The sequence below is a fragment of the Chromobacterium sp. Rain0013 genome (assembly GCF_015291765.1).
Classification (GTDB): Bacteria; Pseudomonadota; Gammaproteobacteria; order Burkholderiales; family Chromobacteriaceae; genus Chromobacterium; species Chromobacterium haemolyticum.
Map to the genome: position 1 here is coordinate 2,079,961 of NZ_CP031514.1, position 20,874 is coordinate 2,100,834.

The 20,874-nt window shown below is 60.6% G+C and carries 20 protein-coding genes; 9 read left to right on the top strand and 11 right to left on the bottom strand.

The features are described 5' to 3' along the window. Positions 1–4: 4 nt before the first annotated feature. The 5 genes from DXT74_RS09775 to DXT74_RS09795 all read right to left on the bottom strand — a co-directional run bounded on the left by DXT74_RS09775 (position 5) and on the right by DXT74_RS09795 (position 4,257). Positions 5–1,003: a GlxA family transcriptional regulator gene (locus DXT74_RS09775; protein WP_194427844.1), complete on the bottom strand. Its 999-nt coding sequence runs from the start codon at positions 1,001–1,003 to the stop codon at positions 5–7. A 90-nt stretch (positions 1,004–1,093) separates the two neighbouring features. After that, positions 1,094–1,882 carry an ABC transporter ATP-binding protein gene (locus DXT74_RS09780; protein ID WP_043594267.1) on the bottom strand — a complete coding sequence of 263 codons (789 nt, stop codon included), beginning with the start codon at positions 1,880–1,882 and terminating at the stop codon, positions 1,094–1,096. A 27-nt stretch (positions 1,883–1,909) separates the two neighbouring features. After that, entirely contained in the window at positions 1,910–2,641 is a 732-nt protein-coding gene (locus DXT74_RS09785; RefSeq protein WP_043594264.1) for an ABC transporter permease, read from the bottom strand. Next, positions 2,638–3,327 (bottom strand): ABC transporter permease, encoded by a 690-nt coding sequence (locus DXT74_RS09790; RefSeq protein ID WP_019101150.1) that lies wholly within the window; start codon positions 3,325–3,327, stop codon positions 2,638–2,640. The genes DXT74_RS09785 and DXT74_RS09790 overlap by 4 nt, the downstream gene beginning before the upstream one ends. Before the next feature lie 165 nt (positions 3,328–3,492). Then, positions 3,493–4,257, bottom strand: coding sequence for an ABC transporter substrate-binding protein (locus DXT74_RS09795; protein WP_019101151.1), 765 nt, complete (start codon positions 4,255–4,257; stop codon positions 3,493–3,495). Positions 4,258–4,772: 515 nt separating this feature from the next. Between DXT74_RS09795 and DXT74_RS09800 the strand changes: the two genes are divergently transcribed. Beyond that, positions 4,773–9,584, top strand: coding sequence for an NAD-glutamate dehydrogenase (locus tag DXT74_RS09800; RefSeq protein WP_043594262.1), 4,812 nt, complete (start codon positions 4,773–4,775; stop codon positions 9,582–9,584). 92 nt (positions 9,585–9,676) lie between these two features. On the opposite strand, the gene DXT74_RS09805 is transcribed toward DXT74_RS09800, so the two are convergent. The 3 genes from DXT74_RS09805 to coaBC all read right to left on the bottom strand — a co-directional run bounded on the left by DXT74_RS09805 (position 9,677) and on the right by coaBC (position 12,528). Then, a complete protein-coding gene (locus tag DXT74_RS09805) occupies positions 9,677–10,690 on the bottom strand; it encodes a GGDEF domain-containing protein (protein WP_052370312.1) in 1,014 nt (337 codons plus the stop codon). Between the two features lie 149 nt (positions 10,691–10,839). Continuing rightward, positions 10,840–11,295 carry a dUTP diphosphatase gene (gene dut, locus DXT74_RS09810; protein ID WP_019101154.1) on the bottom strand — a complete coding sequence of 152 codons (456 nt, stop codon included), beginning with the start codon at positions 11,293–11,295 and terminating at the stop codon, positions 10,840–10,842. A gap of 48 nt (positions 11,296–11,343) precedes the next feature. Further along, positions 11,344–12,528: a bifunctional phosphopantothenoylcysteine decarboxylase/phosphopantothenate--cysteine ligase CoaBC gene (coaBC, locus tag DXT74_RS09815; protein WP_194427845.1), complete on the bottom strand. Its 1,185-nt coding sequence runs from the start codon at positions 12,526–12,528 to the stop codon at positions 11,344–11,346. A 157-nt stretch (positions 12,529–12,685) separates the two neighbouring features. Between coaBC and radC the strand changes: the two genes are divergently transcribed. The 6 genes from radC (at position 12,686) to DXT74_RS09845 (ending at position 16,930) form a co-directional block, all read left to right on the top strand. Beyond that, a complete protein-coding gene (gene radC, locus DXT74_RS09820; protein ID WP_081556261.1) occupies positions 12,686–13,360 on the top strand; it encodes a DNA repair protein RadC in 675 nt (224 codons plus the stop codon). Between the two features lie 100 nt (positions 13,361–13,460). After that, on the top strand, positions 13,461–13,712 hold the full coding sequence (locus DXT74_RS09825) for a hypothetical protein (RefSeq protein ID WP_043632961.1): 252 nt from the start codon (positions 13,461–13,463) through the stop codon (positions 13,710–13,712). Between the two features lie 155 nt (positions 13,713–13,867). Further along, positions 13,868–14,245 (top strand): oxidoreductase, encoded by a 378-nt coding sequence (locus DXT74_RS09830; RefSeq protein ID WP_081556262.1) that lies wholly within the window; start codon positions 13,868–13,870, stop codon positions 14,243–14,245. A gap of 228 nt (positions 14,246–14,473) precedes the next feature. Further along, the gene (locus tag DXT74_RS09835) at positions 14,474–14,932 is read left to right on the top strand and encodes a DUF2844 domain-containing protein (RefSeq protein WP_081556263.1); all 459 of its coding nucleotides are present in this window, start codon (positions 14,474–14,476) and stop codon (positions 14,930–14,932) included. A gap of 16 nt (positions 14,933–14,948) precedes the next feature. Further along, the gene (locus DXT74_RS09840) at positions 14,949–16,178 is read left to right on the top strand and encodes a DUF3443 domain-containing protein (RefSeq protein ID WP_194427846.1); all 1,230 of its coding nucleotides are present in this window, start codon (positions 14,949–14,951) and stop codon (positions 16,176–16,178) included. Between the two features lie 188 nt (positions 16,179–16,366). Beyond that, positions 16,367–16,930, top strand: coding sequence for a flavin reductase family protein (locus DXT74_RS09845; protein ID WP_043632969.1), 564 nt, complete (start codon positions 16,367–16,369; stop codon positions 16,928–16,930). 59 nt (positions 16,931–16,989) lie between these two features. Here DXT74_RS09845 and tyrS read toward each other — a convergent pair whose 3' ends face one another. Beyond that, the gene (gene tyrS, locus DXT74_RS09850) at positions 16,990–18,264 is read right to left on the bottom strand and encodes a tyrosine--tRNA ligase (protein ID WP_019101162.1); all 1,275 of its coding nucleotides are present in this window, start codon (positions 18,262–18,264) and stop codon (positions 16,990–16,992) included. A gap of 287 nt (positions 18,265–18,551) precedes the next feature. Between tyrS and DXT74_RS09855 the strand changes: the two genes are divergently transcribed. Further along, a complete protein-coding gene (locus tag DXT74_RS09855) occupies positions 18,552–19,211 on the top strand; it encodes a cytochrome b/b6 domain-containing protein (protein WP_194427847.1) in 660 nt (219 codons plus the stop codon). Between the two features lie 84 nt (positions 19,212–19,295). On the opposite strand, the gene DXT74_RS09860 is transcribed toward DXT74_RS09855, so the two are convergent. Beyond that, positions 19,296–19,733, bottom strand: coding sequence for a cytochrome c (locus DXT74_RS09860; protein ID WP_194427848.1), 438 nt, complete (start codon positions 19,731–19,733; stop codon positions 19,296–19,298). Between the two features lie 87 nt (positions 19,734–19,820). Continuing rightward, on the bottom strand, positions 19,821–20,249 hold the full coding sequence (locus DXT74_RS09865; protein ID WP_043632984.1) for a cytochrome c: 429 nt from the start codon (positions 20,247–20,249) through the stop codon (positions 19,821–19,823). Between the two features lie 173 nt (positions 20,250–20,422). On the opposite strand from DXT74_RS09865, the gene DXT74_RS09870 reads away from it, so the two are divergent. Beyond that, positions 20,423–20,857: a Fur family transcriptional regulator gene (locus DXT74_RS09870; protein ID WP_043632987.1), complete on the top strand. Its 435-nt coding sequence runs from the start codon at positions 20,423–20,425 to the stop codon at positions 20,855–20,857. The last annotated feature ends 17 nt before the right edge of the window (positions 20,858–20,874 follow it).

Consider the following 20,874-nt stretch of genomic DNA (forward strand, 5'->3'; position numbering starts at 1 on the left):
TGGCCTAGTTTTTGGAGGCAGGGACCGCGGTTTGAGTGCGGTGCGAGCGTTCCTCGCGCGGGGTGATGCCGAAATGATTGCGGTAGGTGCTGGAGAAGTGGGGGCCGCTGGAGAAGCCGCAGGCAAGGCCGATCTGTACGATGGATTTGCTGGTTTGCTGCAGCAATTGGCGCGCTCGACTCAATCGCAGTTCCAGATAGTATTTGGACGGCACCGTGCTCAGGTATTGCTTGAACAGGCGCTCCAGCTGGCGGCGGGAGACGCCAACATAGTAAGCGATGTCGTCTGTGCTGAGCGGCTCTTCTATATTCGCCTCCATCAGGCTGACCGCCTCGGTCAGCTTTGGCTGACTGCCGCCGATGCGAGTGGCCAGTGGAATGCGTTGGCGCTCATTGCCGGGACGGATGCGTTCCATGCTGAATAATTCCGATAGTTGAGCGACAAACTCGTGGCCGTGCTGATTGCCGACCAGGGTCAGCATGAAGTCGAAGGTGGCAGCCCCGCCCGCGCAACTGAGGCGTTTGCCGTCGATCTCAAACAGATTGGACGAGGTGATGACGTCCGGAAACTCTTCCGTGAAACGGCTGATCTCGCGCCAGTGCGTGGTGGCACGCAGGCCATTGAAGTGCCCGGTGCGGGCCAGCCAGTAGCTGCCGCAGCCTATGCCGCCCAGTTGGATTTTATCCGGGCCGCAGGCGGTAAGCCCTTTGCTCAGGGAGTCCAGGCTGAAGTCCGGATTGATGTCGTCCGCCAGGATCAGCAGGCAGTCCAGCTTGGGGGCGCCGTCCAGGGGCAGGTCCACAGCTAACCGCGTGCCGTTGGAGAGCGGCACAGCTTGTCCATCCAGGGAGAGCAGCAGGGTTTCGTAGAGCTTTTTCTCCGCCAGCCAATTGGCGTGCAGCAGAACCTCGGAGGCGATGGCGTAGTCAGCCATCGAGGCATGGGGCAAGAGCAGAAAGCCGTAGCGCAGTGGCTTGGCGGGGTGGGACGGATGCTGACCCATTGGTTTTCGCGGCGAAGGATGGAGATTACAAAAACACACCATGCCGGGCATGAGGCCGGCATGGTGTGCGACATCTTCCTATTGTACGATTTATTTCAGGCTGCCGGAGAGGAATTGTACCAATCGTTCGCTCTGCGGGCGGACCAACACTTCCTTGGGGTGGCCTTGCTCTTCTATCTTGCCTTGGTGCAGGAAAATGACGTGGTTGGATACTTCGCGGGCAAAGCCCATTTCGTGGGTGACAACCACCATGGTGCGGCCTTCGCCGGCCAGGTCCTTCATGACACGCAGCACTTCGCCAACCAGTTCCGGGTCCAGCGCCGAGGTGGGCTCGTCGAACAGCATGACTTCCGGTTCCATCGCCAGCGCGCGGGCGATGGCGACGCGCTGCTGCTGCCCGCCGGACATATGGGCCGGGTACTTGTCTTCGACGCCGCGCAGGCCCACCTTCTCCAGATATTTGCGCGCGCGGGCGCAGGCTTCGTCACGGCTGAGCCCCAATACGTGAATAGGCGCTTCGACGATGTTTTCCAGCACGGTCATGTGCGCCCATAGGTTGAAGTGCTGGAACACCATGGCCAACTTGGTGCGGATGCGGGCCAATTGCTGGGCGTCGGCGGCCTTGAGCGCGCCGGTTTTCCGGTCTGAGACCAGCTTGAGCTCTTCGCCGGCGGCGAGGATGCGGCCGCTGTTCGGTTGCTCCAGCATATTGATGCAACGCAGAAAGGTGCTCTTGCCTGAGCCGGAGGAGCCGATGATGCTGATGACGTCGCCGGCGTGAGCGGTCAGCGATACGCCTTTCAGCACCTCGTGAGAGCCGTAGCTCTTATGCAGGTCGCTGACTTGCAGCTTCAGATTCTTATCGGTGGGTGTGTGCATGATGATGTTCCTGTATCGCTATCCGCATTAGTGCTTGCGTGGCGCCAGATAGGCCAGCCAGCGTTTTTCCGCCTGCTTCATCAACCAGACCAGCAGGAAGGTGAGCGCAAGGTAAATGGCGCCTGCGGTGAGGAAGGGCTCGAAGGCCATGTAGCTGTCCGCGTAGATGCGGCGGGCTACGCCGGTGATGTCCGCCAACGTGACCAAGCCGGCGATCGCGGTGCTTTGCAGCATCATGATGACTTCGTTGCTGTAGGCGGGCAGCGCGCGGCGCAGCGCCGAGGGCAGCACGATGCGGCGCATCATCAGCCATTTGCTCATGCCCATGGCTTGGGCGGCTTCGATCTCGCCCCAGTGGGTGTTTCGGATCTGGCCGGCGATGATTTCCGTGGTGTAGGCCGCGGTGTTCAGAGTGAAGGCGAGGATGGCGCAGAAATAGGCCTCCTGCAGGTAGTTCCAGGCCCAACTGTCGCGGACCCAGCCGAATTGGGCCAGGCCGTAGTAGATGATGAATAGCTGCACCAAGAGCGGCGTGCCGCGGAAAACGTAGCCATAGACGCGGACAGCGCCGGATGCCAGCCGGTTTTTGGAGACTTGCATCAGCGCCATCGGCACGGCCATCGCCATGCCCAAGGCGAGGGAGATGAACAGCAGTTCCAGCGTCATCAGCAGGCCGTCGCGGGTGCTCATGACGGCGTGGCCGTCGCCGCCGCCGAAAAAGGCGGGCAGTTTATCCAGAATCAGTTGGAAATCGATCACAGTCCGCTCTCCTTGACGCCCAGCGAATAGCGTTTTTCCAGTTTGCCCAGCAATAGGTTGGAAACGCCGGTGATCGCCAGGAACAGAAGGCCCACGATCAGATAGACGGTGAAGGGTTCCTGAGTGGTGGATTTGGCCGCATCGGCGCGGTACATCACGTCGTTGAGACCGATGACCGAAACCAGAGCGGTGGATTTGACCAGCACCAGCCAGTTATTGGAGAAACTGGGCAGGGCGAAGCGGACCATTTGCGGCACGGTAATGCGGAAGAAGACGCGCAGCGGCGTCATGCCGTAGGCCATGCCGGCCTCCATTTGACCTTTGGGCACCGCCATCATTGCGCCGCGGAAGGTTTCTGTCATATAGGCGCCGAAGATGAAGCCCAGAGTCAGCACGCCGGCGACGAAGGGATCAATGTTAGGGCTTTCCCAGCCCATGCGGCCGCAAAAATCATTGATCATCATCTGGACGCCGAAGAACAGCAGAAACATCCAGACAAGGTCGGGTACGCCCCGGACCACGGTGGAATAGAGCTCCGCCAGCCAGACCAGTAGTTTGGAATGGGCGGACTTGAACAACGCGCCAATCAGGCCCAGCACGATGGATACGAGCAGTGCTGAGCCGGCCAGCTGCAATGTGAGCACCGCTCCTTGCAATATGCTGGGAAGGTAACCTTGCAAAAACATGGTGTTACTGCCTCATTCATCAGCCTTGCGCGCAAGGCCGGTCCTTGCTCGGCCTACCGAAGTGGGGCCGAACAAAAAAGTCCCGGCTTGAGCGTGGAGCGGGCGGCAGCAAGCCGCCCAGCGCCTTGGGGCGCTCGGCCGGGACGGGTGCGATAGCTGAGGGGATTAGCCGCCGTAGACGTCGAAGCTGAAGTACTTGTCTTGGACTTTCTTGTAGCTGCCGTCCTTGCGTACCTGGTCTATCGCTTTGTTCAGGCGATCGGCCAGCGCTTTGTTGCCTTTCTTGACGGCGATGCCCGCGCCCAGACCGAAGTATTTGACGTCGGCGTAGTTCGGGCCGACAAAGGCGTAGCCCTTGCCGTTGGCGGTTTTCAGAAACTCCTGGTCGCCTACGGCGCCGTCGACGAATACAGCGTCAACGCGGCCGGACTTCAGGTCCAGGAAAGATTCGGGCGACTTGGCGTACGGTACGATGGTGGCGCCGGATTTACCCCAGTAGTCCTTGGCGAACTTCTCTTGGGTGGACGCGCGCAACACGCCGATCTTCTTGCCCTTGAAGCTGTTTTGATCGACGGCGGTGCCGGACTTGGCCACGATGCGGCTGGCGATGTTGTAGTACTTGCGGCTGAAGTCGACGGCTTTCTTGCGCTCCTCGGTGATCTGCATCGAGGACAGAATGGCGTCGAATTTGTTGGCGTTGAGGGCGGGGATCAGGCCGTCCCAGTCTTGCGGAACGATTTGACAGCTGACTTTCATGGCGGCGCAAAGGGCATTGGCCATATCGATGTCGAAACCTTGCGGCTTGCCATCGGCGCCTTGTTTGGAGAACGGCGGGTAGTTGAGGTCAACCCCAAAACGCAGTGTCTCTGCTTGGACGGAAAAACCGGACAGCAGAGCTGCCGCTGCGGAGGCGATCAGGACTTTTTTCATGGCGTGGATTTCTACTTCTCTATCGGGTGTTCGCGTCGTTTGGTCGGACGCAAACCCAAGCTTGTAAACCCGGCGCTTGGAACGAGGCTGCTCACGGTGTCTCGCCCAAGCCGGAACCATTGTAGTTATTTCTACTTTTGCCAGTAGTTGGCCGCAGCTTGCAACGGTTATCCGCCGTGCGCAAGATGGGGCCATTGTCTGGCAATCGGTGTGAGCAAGTGTTCGTATTTTAACCGATATTCTTGCCTGATGGGAAATTCCAAAAAAATCAATGAGTTATATTTCTTTTTTGGACTTGTGTACAATGTGAGCCTGGGAGAGAAATTTGTAAGCCGCCGTCGCATTGCTATAAGGCTAAAAGTGGCGTCCGCCACGATTTATTCTTGCGGCATCAGGCGGGGGCGAGCAAGCTTTTCCATGAAAATGTACGTCCACGTCGCATTAAGGAAATCCCGGCATGATGGGGGTATCTACAATGCCTCGACACACTCCGTGCACACAACAAGAGAAGCAACATGTCGCTTACCAATAAGACCGAACTCGCGAGCCTGATCGCCGATATTCAGGCCGTAGCAGAGACCAAGCTTTCTGAAAAGGAGAAACACCAGCTCGAGCCTTTCTTCCCGATCTACTTCGAAGAAGCCGAGCACGCCGATCTTAGGCAGTTCTCATCGCTGGACTTGTTCGGCGCCGCGTCGGCGCATTACGCGTTTGGCGCCAAGCGTTTGAGCGGTCAGAACAAGGCGCGTATTTACAACCCCGATTTCGAGCGCGACGGTTGGCAAAGCACCCATACCGTGATTGAAGTGGTCAACGACGATATGCCGTTCCTGATCGACTCCATCACCATGCTGCTGTCGCGCCATAGCCTGAACCTGCACTTGCTGGTGCACCCGGTTCTGTCGGTGGGGAGAGACAAGAACGGTGTGATCCAAGAGGTTAAACGCACCGAGGACCGCAGCCTGCCGCTGGAATCCTTCATCCACGTGCAGATTGATCGCGTGACCGACACGGCCATCCTCAAGCAGCTGGAGTCCGAGCTGAATCGCGTGCTTTCGGATATCCGCCTGGTGGTAAGCGACGAACCGACGATGCGCGAAGTGTTGGCCGATATCAGCAAAGACCTGTCCCTGGTCAAAGGCAAGCGCGCGGCGGAAGCCAAGGAAGCGGTGGACTTCCTGGCCTGGATGTCCAAGCGCAACTTCCTGTTCATGGGTTACTGCGATTACGATCTGGTGCGCCGCAACGGTAAAGACAGCCTGAAGATCGTGAAAACGTCCGGCCTGGGCATTTTGAAAGACCAGGGCGACAAAGAATATTCCGCCAGCTTTGAACAGCTGCCTCAGGAGCTGCGCGAGCTGGCTCACCTGCCGCAGTTGATCATTCTGAACAAGTCTCAGACCCGCTCCATCATCCACCGCCCGGCTTATATCGACTTTGTCGGCATCAAGCGTTTCAACGACAAGGGCGAAGTGATCGGCGAACGCCGTTTCCTGGGTCTGTACACTGCCAGCGCTTATCAGGACTCGCCCAAGGATGTGCCCATCCTGCGCCAGAAAGTGGCGACAGTGATCCGCAATTGCGACTACGTGGACGACAGCTATAAGTCCAAGACCTTGAACTTTGTGCTGGAGGCTTATCCGCGCGACGAGCTGTTCGAAATTCCAGCCGAAGTGCTTGGGCCGATCTCCGAGGGCATCGTCAGCCTGCAGGAGCGTCCGCGCGTGCGTCTGTTCGTGCGCAAGGATCGCTACCATCGCTATGTCAGTTGCCTGGTGTACGTGCCGCGCGACAGCTTCAACACCGAAGTGCGCCTGAAGATCGAAAAAGTGTTGATGAACGCTTTCAACGGTACCAGCGCCGAGTTCAGCGTACAGATCAGCGACGGCTCGCTGGCTCGCGTGCATTACATCATCCGTACCAACGCCGCCAAGTTGCCGGAATTCCACGAGGCCGACATCGAGGCTGAAATCGCCCGTTTGGTGCGCGGCTGGGTGGAGGAACTGCATCAACTGCTGGTGGAGACCCACGGCGAGGAACTGGGCAACGCCTTGTTCAACCGCTACAAGGGCGCGTTCCCGGTGGCTTATCGCGAAGAGTTCGCGGTGCGCAACGCGGTGCTGGACATCCAGCATATCGAATCGGTCAACGCCGATTCCCCGTTGGCGATGAAGCTGTACCGGCCATTCCATCGCGGCGCTTCGGCGTTCAATCTGAAGCTGTTCCGTGAAGGCGAGGCGCTGGGCCTGTCGGCCAGTCTGCCGATTTTGGAGAATATGGGCGTTAAGGTCCGCGACGAGCATCCGTATTGCGTGCAGCGCGCCGATGGCCGTCAGGTGTGGATCAGCGATTTCGGTCTGGATGTGGGGTCTGCGGAAGAGCAGATTGCAAGCGAAGAAGTGCAGTTGGACTTCCAGGAGCTGTTGACCCAGGTATTCGCCAAGCGTTGCGAGAACGACGGCTTCAACCGTTTGGCGCTGGTGGCCGGGTTGGACTGGCGTGAAATTTCGCTGGTGCGGGCCTTGGCCAAGTACCTGCGTCAGGGTGGTTTGACCTTCAGCCAGGCTTACATTGAGCAGTGCGTGGCTAATTATCCGGCTATCACCCGTCTGCTGGTCGAGTTGTTCGCCGTGCGTCTGGATCCGACGCATGCAGACGACGCGCGCGCCGATGCCTTGCTGGCCAAGCTGCGCGAGCAACTGGACGGCGTGGCCAACCTGGATGAAGACCGCATCCTGAACGGTTTCCTGTCCGTGATCCTGGCCACCCGCCGGACCAACTTCTGGCAGAAGGGCGCTGACGGCGAGTTCAAGTCCTACATCTCGTTCAAGCTTGAGTCCAATCTGATTCCCTTCCTGCCGCAACCGCGCCCGATGTTCGAAATCTGGGTGTACAGCCCACGCGTGGAGGGCGTGCATTTGCGCGGCTCCAAAGTTGCGCGCGGCGGTTTGCGCTGGTCTGATCGCATGGAAGACTTCCGCACCGAGGTGCTGGGCCTGGTGAAGGCGCAGATGGTGAAGAACTCGGTGATTGTGCCAATGGGCTCCAAGGGCGGCTTCGTCGGCAAGCAATTGCCGGCGCCTAGCGACCGCGAAGCCTTCCTGGCCGAAGGCGTCGCCTGCTACAAGATCTTCATTTCCGCGCTGCTGGACGTCACCGACAATCTGGTGAATGGCCAGATCGTGCCTCCGGCGGATGTGCGCCGTCTGGATCCGGACGATCCGTACCTGGTCGTGGCGGCCGACAAGGGCACGGCTACGTTCTCCGACATCGCCAACGGCATTTCCGCCGATTATGGCTTCTGGCTGGGCGACGCCTTCGCTTCCGGTGGTTCCGCTGGCTACGACCACAAGGGCATGGGCATTACCGCCCGCGGCGCCTGGGAATCGGTCAAGCGCCATTTCCGCCACCTGGGCATCAACACCCAGGAGCAGGACTTCAGCGTGATCGGCATCGGCGACATGGCCGGCGACGTGTTTGGCAACGGCATGCTGTTGTCCGAGCACATCTGCCTGAAAGCGGCGTTCAACCACCTGCACATCTTCCTGGACCCGACGCCGGATGCGGCCAAGAGCTACGCCGAGCGCGCGCGCTTGTTCAAATTGCCGCGTTCCAGCTGGACCGATTACAACCGTGAGCTGATCTCCAAGGGCGGGGGCATCTTCGAGCGCTCCGCCAAGTCCATCCCCTTGTCGCCTGAAGTGAAGGCCTGGCTGGAAACGGACAAGGACAGCATGGCGCCGAACGAGCTGATCCACGAGATCCTCAAGGCCAAGATCGATCTGCTGTACAACGGTGGCATCGGCACCTACGTCAAGGCGTCCAGTCAAAGCCACGCCGACGCGCGCGATCGCGCCAATGATCCGGTGCGCGTGGACGGGCGCGATTTGCAAGCCCGGGTGGTGGCCGAAGGCGGCAACCTGACGTGCACTCAGCTGGGGCGCGTCGAGTTCGCGCTGAACGGCGGGCGCATTGCCACCGATGCCATCGATAACTCCGCCGGCGTGGATTGCTCCGACCACGAGGTCAACATCAAGATTCTGCTGGGCGGCGTAATGCAGGCCGGGGATATGACCTTGAAGCAGCGCAATCAGCTGCTGGCGGAAATGACCGACGAGGTAGCGCAGCTGGTGTTGCGCAACAATATCCAGCAGACCCAGATTCTGGCGATCAAGCGCCAGGAGGCTGCCGCGATGCTGACCACCCATGCGCGCATGATCGCGCACATGGAAAAAACCGGCGAGCTGAACCGCGAGATCGAGTACCTGCCGTCTGAAACCCAGATCAATGAGCGACGTTTGGCCCGTCAGGGTCTGACGGTGCCGGAAATCGCGGTGCTGTTGTCCTACAGCAAGATTTCACTGGATCAGGCGATCTTGGCCACCGATGTGCCGGACGACGCGGACTTCCTGTCCATTCTGACCCATTACTTCCCGAAACCGCTGCAGCAGCGTTTTGGCGCGCAGATGCAGCAGCATCAGCTGAAGCGCGAGATCATCGCCAACCAGTTGGCCAACCAGATCATCAACCGCATGGGCACCACTTTTGTGTTCCGCATGCAGGAAGAGTCTCCGTTCTCCGCCGGCGACATCGCCCGCGCCTGGTGGATTGCCAGCCGCGTGTTCGACGCCGAGCGCCTGTGGAGCGAGATCGAAGCTTTGGACAACAAGGTGCCGGCGGATCGTCAGGTGGAGATGATGGTGCTGGTGCGCACGCTGGTGGAGCGCGTGACGCGCTGGGTGCTGCGTAATAAGCGTCCGTTCGCCTCGGTGAACGCGGTGATCGAACAGTACGCCGCCAAGGTGCAGGCCCTGTTGGCGCAGCTGCCTCAGTTGATCGCTTCCGGCGGCTATCCGGCGGTGGCGGCGCTGGAAGAGCGTCTAAGCCAGCCGGGCATGCCGCAGCCGCTGGCGCAAGTATTGGCGCGACTGGAGTTTGCCGTGCCGCTGATGGATATCATCGAAATCAGCGAAGGCAGCAAACTGCCGCTGGAGCTTTTGGCCAAGAACTACTACCAGTTGGGTCACGCGATGCAGTTGGATTGGCTGCGCGATGCGATCACCAGCCTGCCGCGCGACAACCGCTGGCAGTCGCTGGCGCGCTCCGCGCTGCGCGACGATCTGTACCGCGTGCATCGCAATCTGGTGGGGCAGGCGCTGCAGGACGCCGCCGGCGTGGAGACCTTTGCGCAACAGTGGATGGAGAAGCGCCACCAGCAGGTGGAGGTTTGCGCGCAGATGTTCGCGGAACTGCAGTCGTTCAGCGTGCTGGATTTGGCCATGTTGTCGGCCGGCATGCGCGAGCTGAGCAACCATCTGCTGTCGTAAGCGGCCTGCGGATCGCGTCAATTGAAAACCGGCTCCTTGGAGCCGGTTTTTTTACGCCTGGAAGATAGGGATTGGAAGCGGGGCGGCTTGGTTTAGAACAAGTCGATTTCGCCGAAACGCTGCGCGCTGTCGAGCTGGCCGCCTGCCACCAGTTCTTCGTAACTGCACACCAGATTGCGGCCATGGGTTTTGGCGTAATACAAGGCCCGGTCCGCCTGCTCCACCAGTTGCCCCGGCAACAGCTGCGGCAGGATGCGGGTGAAGCCGAGGCTGACGGTCAGGCGCCCCACTTGGGGGAAGGCGTATTGTTCGACGCGCTGACGGAAGCGTTCCAGCGCCACCGCCGCTTCGGCCGGAGGCAATCCTTGGAAGATGATGGCGAACTCCTCGCCGCCGTAGCGGAATAGGCTGTCGTCTTCGCGAAACGACTGCTGCATCAGCTGCGCTAGCAAGAGCAGCACCTCGTCGCCCACCATGTGGCCGAACTGGTCGTTGACCCTTTTGAAATGATCCACGTCCAGCAGCGCCAGGGTGCAGGAATGATTTTCGCTTGGAGATTGCAACTGAGCCGCCATCAGGTTGAACAGGCGCAAATCGAATTTGCGGCGATTGTTCAGCGCGGTGAGCATGTCCCGGTCCGCCTCGAACAGCAGGCGCAGGAAGTTCTCGTGAATCCTGGCCATGGCCTTCAGCATGGCCTTGTTGACTTTCTGTTCGGAGGTCACGTGAATGACCAGCAGGGAGACGATGCTGCCCATGCAGCGCAAGGGCAGGCATAGACCGTGGGGAATGCGGAAAATGCCGTCGTCCCTGTCCAGCGCGTTAAGCAGGTCGTAGAGGAAGATCGGCGGCGGCAGCCAGCTGTCGCTGGAGGTTTCCGTAATCTGAGTTTTGCCGTCGGCGGAGGCGGCGCTCAGTCTCCGGCGGGTGTAGGGTACGCCGTTGACCCAACGACAGGCGAACAACTCCACCTTGTCCACGCGCATCACCTCGACCAGCGTGGAGGCCAGGCTGCTTTCCAGCAGGTCCTGCTCGCGTTGGGAGGTGAGTTCGACAAGATTGTCGAGAATCCGCTTGCTGTCGTCCTCGTGAGGGCTTTGCTTCATGCCGGCGCATCCTTCTTTGCGAGGGTTGGGGACGGCGTGGCCTACCCGGCAAGCTCCAGGAGCCGACGGGAGCCGCGTGTGCGGCCGCCGCGGCCGCGCGGGATCGCTCCCGTTCTGTGTGAGTATAGGCAATCGCGAGGCGGCCGGCCTCAGTTGCGTCCGGTGCTGCCGAAGCCGCCGTCGCCGCGCTCCGAGCTTTCGAAGTCGTCGACGATATTGAAACCCACCTGAACGATGGGCACGATGATCATCTGCGCAATGCGTTCCAGAGGCGTCAGCCGGAACGGTTCATGGCCGCGGTTCCACACCGACACGAACAATTGTCCTTGGTAGTCGGAATCGATCAGCCCCACTAGGTTGCCCAACACGATGCCGTGTTTGTGGCCAAGGCCGGAGCGCGGGAGCAGCATGGCGGCCAGGTTGGGGTTGGCGATATGGATGGCCATGCCGGTGGGGATCAACTGGGTTTCGCCCGGAGCGATGGTGATGTCCTGCTCGATGGCTGCGCGCAGGTCGAGCCCGGCCGAACCCGGCGTCGCGTAGTTGGGCAGGTTTTGTTTCAGACGCGGGTCCAAAATCTTGACGTCGATGACGGGTTTTTTCATGAGAGTCCTTTCGTGTCGGCTGCGCGAGGCAGCCGTGGTGTCGATTGCTTATCGGTTTTGCGGCAACAGCTTGGCCAGGTGTTCGACAATGGCCCTGGCCACGTCCGGCTTGGGCATGCTGGGCAGGGAGTGAGGGCCGTCCCGGTCCAGCAGCACCACCTGATTGTCGTCGGCGCCCATGGCTTGCTGCGCCAAGTTGGCCACCAGCAGCGGCAGTTTCTTGCGCTGGCGCTTGGCTTCGGCGAACTCCAGCAGGTTCTGGCTTTCCGCCGCGAAGCCAACGCAGAACGGGGCGGCGGGCAGGGAAGCGACGGTGGCGAGAATGTCCGGGTTTTCCTCCAGCTCCAGGGTGGGCGGCGTGGCGCCTTTCTTGATCTTGTGGACCGACGGGTTCTTGACCCGGTAATCGGCCACCGCCGCCACGGAAATGAAAATATCGCTTTGACCCACTTCGGCCATCACCGCATCGTGCATTTGCCGGGCGCTGGCCGCATCGACGCGACGCATGCCCAGCGGGGCCTCCATGCCGGTGGGACCGGAGATCAGGGTGACTTCGGCGCCGGCGTCGCGGCAGGCGCGCGCCAGCGCGTAGCCCATCTTGCCAGAGCTGATGTTGGTGATGCCGCGCACCGTGTCTATGGCCTCGTAACTGGGGCCGGCGGTGAGCAGAACCTTCTTCCCGGCCAGCACCTTGGCGCAGAAAAACCCTTCCAGCAATTCCGCGATCTCTTCCGGCTCCAGCATGCGGCCTTCGCCGGTTTCGCCGCAGGCCTGGGCGCCGTTGGCTGGTCCGAAGACAGCGACGCCGTCGGCGCGCAACTGCGCCATATTGCGCTGATTGGGCGGATTGTCCCACATTTGCCGGTTCATCGCCGGCGCCACGATCAGCGGACAAGCGCGGGCGGCGGCCAGCGTGGACAGCAGGTCGTCGCAGGCGCCATGGGCCAGCTTGAACAAGGTGTTGGCGGTGGCCGGCGCAATCAGGAAAACATCGGCGCGGCGCGATAGATCGATATGGGCCATTGCGTTGCTGGGCCGTTCGTCCCACAGGTCGGTGTACACCGCGTGGCCGGACAAGGCCTGGAATGTGGCCGGGGTCACGAAGCGCGTGGCCGACGCCGTCATCACCACTTCCACGCTGTGGCCGGCTTTGACGAGAAGGCGGGTCAACTCCGCCGCCTTGTAGGCGGCGACGCCGCCGGTAATGCCTAGCAGAATTTTCTTGCTTGTCATGGGCTTGTCGCAACAGGCGGTAAATGTCCAATTTTAGCGGATTTCCACGGACTGGGCGCGCTGGCCGGCATGTGGCTTCGATGATATGGTAGGCCATGCTTCATCGCGTTTGGTCTGACCCCGAAAACAGTGCTATAGCCAGAGGAGGAGCGTGCAGATGTCTATCGCCCATTGGCCGGAGGCCGAGCGTCCCCGTGAAAAGCTGTTGGCCCAGGGGGCGGCCGCGCTGTCGGACTCGGAATTGCTCGCCATCTTTTTGCGTACCGGCATGCGGGGCCTGAGCGCGGTGGAGATGGCCAGACAGTTGATGCTGGACTTTGGCTCGCTGTCCGGCTTGCTCAACGCCAGTTTTGACGAGTTTCGAGCTCACCGGGGTTTGGGCGCCGCCAAGTACGCGCAGTTGATGGCTTGCAAGGAGTTGGCGCAGCGGGCTTTGGCCGAGGACATGAGCCTGACGGACGCCTTGCGCAACCCGCGACAGGTGCGCGACTTCCTGAGGCTGGCGATTGCGGGCAAGGACGTGGAGGTGTTCGTCGCCGTATTCCTGACTGTGCAGAATCGTGTGATAGCGGTAGAAGAGTTGTTTCGAGGCACCCTGACCGAAACCAGGGTCTATCCGCGCGAACTGGTGCGGCGGGCCCTGGCCAATAACGCGGCGGGGGTGATCATTGCCCATAACCATCCATCCGGCGTATGCGAACCATCCGCCGCCGATCATTCTCTAACCAATACATTAAAAGCTGCGCTGCAGTTGGTCGATATAAGGTTGCTGGATCACTTCGTCGTGACCGGCGCGCGGGCGGAATCCTTTGCCGAACGCGGCTGGCTGTAGGCGTTGAGACGTTGCGGGCAGCGCTCGCGGCGTCTGGAACCGGTGCCGCGTTTGCTGTCTTGTTGGACCTTGTCTCTCACCGCATCATTAGGAGGTCGCCATGAACATCCTGCGTCTGCTGAATGAGTCCGACTATATTCAGGTTAACAATCAGTTCGTGAAACCGGATTTCCACACGGCTTCCGAAGAGTTTTCCGATGACGACGATGTGGTGCTGGAAGCCAATCTGGATGGCCAGGAGTTGGTGTTGACCGTGGCGGATCTAGAGGAGGCGACGCCGCTGGCCGATGGCGGCTTTTGGCTGGAAGGCATTGGCTATTTACGTTTCCTGTCGCAGCAGAATCTGCATTGAGTTCATCCGAAGCGTCATGCTAGCAGGCCCGGCGATGTCCGGGCCTGTTGCATTGTGGCGCCCCCCGCTGCTCCGCTTGATTTGGCTCAAATAGCGACCGGGGCGAAAGCTGTTACAGTGCGGTGTTTATTTGATAGTCATATTTGGGTGGCCGCATGGAACAGATCAAAGTTGGCATGATAGGCGCGGGTGAAACCGGAACGCCGCTGTTGCGGCAGTTGTTGGACGCGCCGTTTGTCGTAATGGTGGGCGTGGCGGACTTGAACCTGGATTCGCCGGGCATTCTGCTGGCCCAGCAACGCGGCATTTCCGTCACGGATAATTTCATCGAGTTGGCAGAGCAGGGCAGCAGCATCGACATCATCATCGACGTGACCGGCTCGCGCAAAGTGCGTGAGGACTTGCGCCGTTACATGCAGTTTTCCGGCAATACCCACACGGTGATCGTTCACGAACGCGTCGCCTTGCTGATGCTGTCCTTGGGCGCGGGCAAGCTGGTGACGACCCGGCATGACGATTCGCTGGCGTATTGATTGAGAAATCCAGGATTTGACTGGCGGGCAGCTGGTTGAATTTTGAGGACGCTGGGGGCTTTCGCCCCCCCTTTTTTATTCTCGGCGACTCCTCTCCGCAGCTCGATCGGGCTGCTCTTTCATGCTCAGGTGCTATATTTTGATGGCGGCGTTGACGCTGCGCATATTCTGAAGTCCCGGACAAAGCATCCGGGGGCGGCTGTAGTTTCCATTTGATGGGGGGTATTCATGCAGACGTCTTTCATGGCGGGGCCCGCCTTGTTGCTTGGCCTTAGCCTGTTCTCCGGCCCCGCCTTGGCCACTTTGGGGCAACCCTTGCCGGCGGGGCGCGCGGCTGCCGCTCCGCAAGCGCTAGCCTTGAAGGCTGGGTCGTCGGCGCTCTATTCCGTGGCGCAGAGCCGGGACGAGGCCGGCCGCCTCATCCGCGAGTTCGTTCGGCAGGCGGACGGCGTGGTGTTCGCGGTGACGTGGCAGGGCGCGTCGCTGCCGGACATGAGGCAGCTGCTTGGCGACTACTTTTCCAGTTATGTTTCCTCTCAACAGTCCAATCGGGCGGGGCTTAATCGCTTGGAGGGGCGAAAGGCGGGGCTGACGGTGATCTCCGGCGGGCGCGCTCGCGCTTTCTTTGGTCTGGCTTATGTCCCCGCGCTGGTGCCGGCGGGACTCGACATCGATCAACTCAAGTAATTGGGGCGGGGGCGAGATGAAACAGGCTATCTTGTGGCTGGGGATGATGTGTGCGCTGCTGTTGACGGCGTGCGGAGGTGGGGGCGGCGGCGGGGTCGGCGGCATCGCGCCGCCGGACAATGGCGGGTCAACGGCCAATTCGGTGACGATGACGATAGACAGCGGCCCGGTGCCCAATGTCTATCAGATCAATATCCCTTATGTCTCGGTGACGGTGTGCGCCCCTGGTGGCGGTCAATGCCAGACGATTAGCCGGGTGTTGGTGGATACCGGCTCCAGCGGTTTGCGTTTGTTGGCCAGCGCAATGAGCGGATCGACATTGGGCAGCCTGCCCGGGGTAACGACGAATAGCCGGCAATTGGCGGAGTGCATGCAATTCGCTAGCGGTTTCACCTGGGGCAGCGTCCGCTACGCCGACGTTAAAATGGGGGGCAAGACGGCCCCTTCCTTGCCTGTCCAGATCATCGGCGATCCGGCCTATGGTTCCATCCCCGGCGCCTGCAGCGGGGTGGGGAACAATTTGGGCAGCCTGTCGGCGTTGGGAGCCAACGGTATTCTCGGCGTCGGCCTGAGGCAGCAGGATTGCGGCAGCAACTGCGCTAGCAGTAGCAATAACGGCTATTACTACGCCTGCCCCACTGCCTTGACTTGTCAGCCGGCCCAGGCGGCGGCCGCTTTACAGGTATCCCATCCCGTGGCTGGTTTCGCCAGCGACAATAACGGAGTGATGCTGCAATTGCCGGCGGTGGCGATCAGCGGCGCCCCCAGCGCCACCGGGACGCTGTATTTCGGCGTGGGAACCCAGAGCAACAACGCTTTGGGGTCGGCCAAGGCCTTCCCCACCACGCTGGACGGCAATGGCGTGGACGCGATCACGACCAGCTATAAATCGCTCAGCTACAGCAGCTTTCTGGATAGCGGCTCCAATGGGCTGTTTTTCCCCGATGCCACGATCGCCACCTGCGTGGTGGGGAGCGGTACCTGGTTCTGCCCCGGCGGCATCTTGAACCTCAACGCCAGCTTGAGCGGCGGCGGCAACAGCAGCGCGGTGGCCTTCAATCTGGGCAATGCAGGAACGCTGTTGTCACAAGGTTATTCCGCTCTGCCGGCGGTAGGCATGCCGGCCAGCGGTTTTCTTGGCAGCTACTTTGACTGGGGCTTGCCCTTCTTTTACGGCCGCAACGTGTATATCGGCCTGGAAGGAAGGAGCAATCCGCTAGGCAGCGGGCCGATGTTCCTGTTTTAGAAGGATTTGCGGGATTCTTGCAACGCAATATAAAGCGTCCTATATCTGGATAGTCATCTCGATGACTTCTCCTTTGTTGAAATTAGCAATCTGTACGCCCGGCGAGCGCCGGGCTTTTTTTATCCGCGTCGGATGGCTAACGGCACCTTCGGCTAGAATAGCCGCTTCATGTTTTCTCGAGTATGCCCATGTCTCGTTTGCTCGCAGTCGATCTGGCGAAATCCTATCGTTTATTGAACCATGGTCCCACTGTCTTGGTGTCCTGCGCGGCCGGGGAGCGCAGCAATGTGATGGCGGCGGCCTGGGCCATGCCGCTGGATTTTGATCCGCCCAAGGTGGCGGTCGTCATCGACAAGGCAACCTACTCTCGGGAGCTGATCGAGGCTTCGGGCGAGTTTGTGCTCAACGTGCCTTGCCGCGCTCAGGCCGCGGAGGTGCTGCGCGCCGGCGGCGCCGACGGCAGGCGGGTGGACAAGTTTGCGCACAGCGGCCTGAGCCGGCTTCCTTCGCTGCGGGTGGGCGCGCCGCGCGTGGATGGCTGCATCGCCTATCTGGAGTGCAGAGTAATCAGCGAACCGGAAAATCAGTCCCGCTATGATCTGTTCATCGGAGAAGTGGTGGCGGCGGAGGCGGACGCGGAGGTGTTCGCCGATGGCCATTGGCGCTTCGACGACGACGCCAAGCGCAGCTTGCACTATATTGCCGGCGGCGCTTTTTTTGCGACAGGGGAGGCTTTCGAGGTGGAAAAATAAGGTTCCGACGATAAAAAAGCGGCCGTCATGGCCGCTTTCGTTTGATGCGAGTGCTGCGCTCAGCGCCATTCCACCAGCGCGTAATTCTTCTTGCCGCGCTTAAGCAGGGTGTAGCGGCCAAACAGGCGTTCCGCGTCGCTGAAGCGCTGCTCCAGGCTGTCGGCTTTGTCGCCGTTGACGCTGACCGCGCCGCTCTGGATGAAGGTGCGCGCCTCGCTCTTGGATTTGGCCAGGCCGCCGGCGGCCAGCGCGTCGATCAGGCTGTCGGCGTCGCGTTCAAGCTGGATGCTGGGCAGGCCGTCCTGAGCCAGTTGAGCGAAATCGTCGGCGGTGAGGCTGCTCAGGTCATTGTTGAACAGGCTTTGAGTGATGCGCTGCGCCGCTTCCAGCGCTGCGGCGCCGTGCACCATGGCCGTCATCTGTTCGCCCAGGATGCGCTGCGCTTCCGGCTTGCCGTCGCGCGCCTGGTCGGCGGCTTCGATCGCGGCGATTTCTTCCAGCGACAGGAAGGTGAAGTAGCGCAGGAATTTGTACACGTCGGCGTCGGCGGTGCCCAGCCAGAACTGATAGAAGGCGTACGGCGATGTCTTTTTGGCGTCCAGCCAGATGGCGCCGGATTCGGTCTTGCCGAACTTGGTGCCGTCGGATTTCGTCACCAGCGGCACAGTCAGGCCGAATACCTGCTGCTGTTGCAGGCGGCGGGTGAGGTCGATGCCGGCGGTGATATTGCCCCACTGGTCGGAGCCGCCGATCTGCAGCTTGCAGCCGAAGCGGCGGTTCAACTCGGCGAAGTCATAGCCTTGCAGCAGGCTGTACGAGAACTCGGTGAAGGAGATGCCCTGGTCTTCGCGGTTGATGCGTTGCTGCACCGATTCTTTCTTGATCATTGCGTTGACCGAGAAATGTTTGCCGATGTCGCGCAGGAAATCCAGCGTGTTCATTTGGCCGAACCAGTCGTAGTTATTGGCCATCAAGGCGGCGTTGTCGCCTTCGAAACTGAGGAAGGGCTCGACTTGGCCGCGGATCTTCTCCACCCAGCCCTGGATCACGTCCGGCGTGTTCAGTTTGCGCTCGGCGGCCTTGAAGCTGGGGTCGCCTATCATGCCGGTTGCGCCGCCCACCAGCGCTACCGGGCGATGGCCGGCCTGCTGGAAGCGACGCAGCATCAGCACCGGCACCAGATGCCCCAAGTGCAAGCTGTCGGCGGTAGGGTCGAAGCCGCAATAAAGGGTCACCTGCTCCTTGCTCAGAAGTTCTTCCAGCGCAACGGCGTCCGTGGTTTGCGCAATCAGGCCGCGGGCCTGCAGATCCTGAATCAGGGGGGCATGGTTCATTTATCGGGTCTCCAACAAGGTGATGCGCGGCAATGGCGGGATGAGGGTGCCGCCGCAAAAAGTTAGGCCGCCCGTTGGCGGGCGGCGTAGCCGGACTCGCCAAGCGAGCCCAATCAAGGATATTAACCGAAAACCAGTGGTTTTTGCCCCCTTTTTGTCGGTAGAATTCGGGTAAAACCCCATTTGGGTTAGGGTTTGTCAGTCCTGCACGGTAATATCATGTTGCAATGCACTAACTCAGGTAATGCTTGGGCGGGCGGATTTTGGATACACGGAGTGAAAGCGCGATGACGCAATTGGTAAAAGTGTGGGATGTTCCCACTCGCTTGTTTCACTGGGCGCTGGTGATTCTGTTCTGCGGCATGTGGTATAGCGGCGAGCAGGGCGGAGATTGGCTGCAATACCATATCTGGTGCGGTTCCGCCCTTGCCAGCCTGCTGCTGTTTCGTTTGATCTGGGGCGTGATAGGGAGCCAGACCGCGCGTTTCGGCAATTTCATCAAGGGGCCGCGCAGCATTGTCCGCTATGTGCGCGGCGAACTGACCGAGAACGAGCAGCCGGGCCACAACCCTTTGGGCGGCCTGATGGTGTTGGCGATGTTGTTGGCCTTGCTGGCTCAGGTGAGCACCGGCCTGTTCGCGGCCGATGTCGACAGCTATTTGTACGACGGCCCGTTGGCCAAGCTGCTGAGCGGCGATGCGGCCGAAGCCGCCACCTCGTTCCACAAGGGCTTCTTCAATGTGATCCTGGGGCTGGTCGGCCTGCACTTGCTGGCCATCATCGCTTACCGCTTGTTCAAGAAGAACAATCTGGTGAAGGCGATGATCACCGGCAACAAAGCCATCGCCGGCGATGTGCCGCGTCTGGAGTTCGCGCCGGCCATCATCGCGCTGGTGGCCTTGCTGGTGTCCAGCGGCGGCATTTATGTGCTGTTGACGCGTTTGTGAGTGCAAGACGCGGAGCGCTGTCCGCGTCGCGTAGGCAGGCAAGAAAAAGGGCGGTCAACACCGCCCTTTTTTCGTGGCCGCGATTTATTTCTCCGGGCCGCGGAAGGCGTCGTGACAGGACTTGCAGCTTTGCGCCACCGCGCCGTAGTTTTTCTTGATGGCGGCGAGGTCGCCGCCTCGGGCGGCCTGTCTCAGGTCGGCCACGGCTTTGAGGAAGGCGTCCTTGTTGGCCTGGAACTTGGCGGGCTGGCTCCAGATTTCCGGCTTGGCTCGGCTTTTGCCGCTGATGCTGTTGGCGGGGAAGTGATTGAAGGGCTCGGCCGCGATCAGATTCAAGGCGTCCGCCTGACGGATGAAGGCGTCTTTCTGGTACGGATCGCGCCCACGCACCACCGCGCCCATCGGTTCGAAGGCCAGCAATACTTTTTTGAAGGATTTGGTGCGTGTTTCGGCCGGCGTGTCGGCCAGCGCCAGCGGCGCCGCGATGGCGCCCAACAGCAATACGGTCAGCAGTTTTTTCATTCCGGGGTCTTCGAGGTGGAGTCTGACTGCGGATAGGCAAGCAAACAGCCCGCTGGCGAGCGGGCTGCGGGGACCGACGCGAAGGACTTAGTCCTTGCGGAAGGCGTCGTGACAGGCCTTACAGGTCTTCTGGGTGGCGCCGAACTGTACCTTGATTGCGCCCAGATCGCCGCCGGCGGCTACTTGCTTCAGTTTGGCGGTGGCGGCTTTGTGGTTGTCGATGGCTTTTTGCCATTCGGCGGGCTTGCTCCAGATTTCCGGCTTGGCGTCGGTCTTGCCGGTCCCGCTGCCCGCCGGGAAATGCTGCCACGGTTTTTGGGACAGAGCTTCCAGCTCGCCGGCCAGCTTGGCGAACTCATCCTTGTTATAGGGCGTTTCGCCCTTCACCATCTTGCCCATGCCGCCAACCACCGGTTTGTATTGCTTGAAGACGTCTTTGCGCTGAGCAATCGGATCGGCGGCAAAGGCCTGGCCGGCGAGAGTGGTGGCAAGGGCGAGCATCAACAGCTTTTTCATGTCATTTCCTTATTATGAGCAATGGGTGGTAAGCCATAAGCCTATCATGGGCATTCTGGGGCACAAAGCTACCATGATTGGCGGGCACGATAAACCGATGAATGATTAAACCTTGTGAATTTGAGATGTTATACAGTAACATTATGCTCTGATTAAACAAGCGGGTGTCCGGCATGGACCATCAAGCCTATCTGGCCGCGGCGGAGCGGCATTGTGAACGGCGCGGCAGCAAGCTGACCGCGTTGCGCCGTCAGGTGCTGGAGTTGGTGCTGCGTTACAGCGGGGTGGTCAAGGCTTATCAGGTCCTGGCGGATCTGCAGCAGGAGCGCGGCGCCGCCGCGCCGCCCACCGTGTATCGCGCGCTGGATTTCCTGGTGGAACACGGCCTGCTGCACAAGGTGGACGCCTTGAACGGCTTCATCGTCTGCGATCACTTCGAATGCCAGCATGAAGGACTGATCCTTGTCTGCGGCGACTGCGGCCAGGTACAGGAAATCGACGCCGCGCCGGCCTTGAGCGCGTTGCGCTTGGCCGCGCAAGCGGCGGCCTTTTCCTTGTGCCCGCAAAACCTGGTGTTGACGGGGCGTTGCCAGTCCTGCAGCGCCTGAATCCACGAATTCCCTGA

What these genes read in the sequence shown, in the direction of transcription:
- DXT74_RS09840 (WP_194427846.1), top strand. Translation starts at nt 14,949, where the DNA reads ATGAAACAGGCTATCTTGTGGCTGGGGATGATGTGTGCGCTGCTGTTG.
- radC (WP_081556261.1), top strand. Translation starts at nt 12,686, where the DNA reads ATGTCTATCGCCCATTGGCCGGAGGCCGAGCGTCCCCGTGAAAAGCTG.
- DXT74_RS09805 (WP_052370312.1), bottom strand. Translation starts at nt 10,690, where the DNA reads ATGAAGCAAAGCCCTCACGAGGACGACAGCAAGCGGATTCTCGACAAT.
- DXT74_RS09865 (WP_043632984.1), bottom strand. Translation starts at nt 20,249, where the DNA reads ATGAAAAAGCTGTTGATGCTCGCCCTTGCCACCACTCTCGCCGGCCAG.
- DXT74_RS09775 (WP_194427844.1), bottom strand. Translation starts at nt 1,003, where the DNA reads ATGGGTCAGCATCCGTCCCACCCCGCCAAGCCACTGCGCTACGGCTTT.
- DXT74_RS09780 (WP_043594267.1), bottom strand. Translation starts at nt 1,882, where the DNA reads ATGCACACACCCACCGATAAGAATCTGAAGCTGCAAGTCAGCGACCTG.
- DXT74_RS09860 (WP_194427848.1), bottom strand. Translation starts at nt 19,733, where the DNA reads ATGAAAAAACTGCTGACCGTATTGCTGTTGGGCGCCATCGCGGCGCCG.
- DXT74_RS09855 (WP_194427847.1), top strand. Translation starts at nt 18,552, where the DNA reads ATGACGCAATTGGTAAAAGTGTGGGATGTTCCCACTCGCTTGTTTCAC.
- DXT74_RS09825 (WP_043632961.1), top strand. Translation starts at nt 13,461, where the DNA reads ATGAACATCCTGCGTCTGCTGAATGAGTCCGACTATATTCAGGTTAAC.
- DXT74_RS09830 (WP_081556262.1), top strand. Translation starts at nt 13,868, where the DNA reads ATGGAACAGATCAAAGTTGGCATGATAGGCGCGGGTGAAACCGGAACG.
- DXT74_RS09800 (WP_043594262.1), top strand. Translation starts at nt 4,773, where the DNA reads ATGTCGCTTACCAATAAGACCGAACTCGCGAGCCTGATCGCCGATATT.
- DXT74_RS09870 (WP_043632987.1), top strand. Translation starts at nt 20,423, where the DNA reads ATGGACCATCAAGCCTATCTGGCCGCGGCGGAGCGGCATTGTGAACGG.
- DXT74_RS09795 (WP_019101151.1), bottom strand. Translation starts at nt 4,257, where the DNA reads ATGAAAAAAGTCCTGATCGCCTCCGCAGCGGCAGCTCTGCTGTCCGGT.
- tyrS (WP_019101162.1), bottom strand. Translation starts at nt 18,264, where the DNA reads ATGAACCATGCCCCCCTGATTCAGGATCTGCAGGCCCGCGGCCTGATT.
- coaBC (WP_194427845.1), bottom strand. Translation starts at nt 12,528, where the DNA reads ATGACAAGCAAGAAAATTCTGCTAGGCATTACCGGCGGCGTCGCCGCC.
- dut (WP_019101154.1), bottom strand. Translation starts at nt 11,295, where the DNA reads ATGAAAAAACCCGTCATCGACGTCAAGATTTTGGACCCGCGTCTGAAA.
- DXT74_RS09790 (WP_019101150.1), bottom strand. Translation starts at nt 3,327, where the DNA reads ATGTTTTTGCAAGGTTACCTTCCCAGCATATTGCAAGGAGCGGTGCTC.
- DXT74_RS09845 (WP_043632969.1), top strand. Translation starts at nt 16,367, where the DNA reads ATGTCTCGTTTGCTCGCAGTCGATCTGGCGAAATCCTATCGTTTATTG.
- DXT74_RS09835 (WP_081556263.1), top strand. Translation starts at nt 14,474, where the DNA reads ATGCAGACGTCTTTCATGGCGGGGCCCGCCTTGTTGCTTGGCCTTAGC.